The sequence below is a fragment of the Proteus vulgaris genome, from assembly GCF_016239305.1.
GTDB classification, from domain to species: domain Bacteria; phylum Pseudomonadota; class Gammaproteobacteria; order Enterobacterales; family Enterobacteriaceae; genus Proteus; species Proteus vulgaris_C.
Map to the genome: position 1 here is coordinate 1 of NZ_JAEHOQ010000060.1, position 1,084 is coordinate 1,084.

Here is a 1,084-nt window from a genome sequence, read left to right on the forward strand (position 1 = left end):
CATTACATTAGGTGTTTTTTCCGGCCTAAACCTACAAGGCTCTGCGTATGTTTTTGATAACGTTGCCGTCTTAGAAACCAACAGTAATTTGCAATTAACAGAGACACTCTCCACCAGTTGGCAGGCATTGATTGCTAAAGATGGTAGTAACCGTAATATTTTTACGGCTAACTACTCCTTACCTAAAGGGCTTGGATCATTATGGGTCAATCGTGAAAAAGCAAATATCAAAGATAATTTCCCAATGTATGACTCTGATAACTACTCGTTTGGTACTACCCTTAATTTGACTCAATTTTGGGAATATGCAGGATCATTTACCTATTCCTACACCAAAGATTTACGCGATAAAAATAAATCAAATAACTTTGAATATGCTACTACACTTTATACAGGTCGTTATGGCAGCATGAGTTTGCGTACCGGTGTTCAACGTTATCATTACGATAACCAAAGCAGTACTAACGAAAAATACATTACCTTAGACTTCTCATTACCGCTGGCAACATGGCTTAGTGCCGGTGTTTCATCCAGTAATGGTAATATGCGTGGTGAATTATCTGCATCTAAAAGCTTTGAAGATTCTGCTATTCGCAACGCAGGTTTATCGGTATCAACCCTATTACATGATAAAGACGGGACTGACAGTGATTTCTCTGTCAGTGGTTACAGTGTGTTCGATACGAAATACAGCACGGGGACATTAACCATGAATCGTCCTAACGATGACCGATTAAATACCACGTTAACCGCTCGAGGCTCTTTTGCTTATAGTGATATGAACTTCTCTGCCAGTGGTAAACAAGAAACATCAGGGGTGATCGTCAAAACCGGGATTGATGGTGAAGGACAAATTGCGGCCAACGTCAATGGTCAGCGTTTTGTCTTATCGGGTAGTAATAACTTTATTCCGCTTTCACCTTATGCCGAATATAAAGTCGAATTACTGAACGATAAAAACAGTGAAGATAGCTTTGATATCGCCTCGGGTCGAGTGAAAAACGTGGTGCTTTATCCGGGCAATGTGGCAGTGCATCAACCAGAACTAAAACAGATGGTGACCGTGTTTGGTCGAATGAAATCG

At 40.5% G+C, this 1,084-nt stretch carries 1 pseudogene; it reads left to right on the plus strand.

From position 1 onward, the window contains the following. Window positions 1-1,084, plus strand: a pseudogene (locus JEP40_RS18940) (fimbrial biogenesis outer membrane usher protein); the annotation flags it as partial.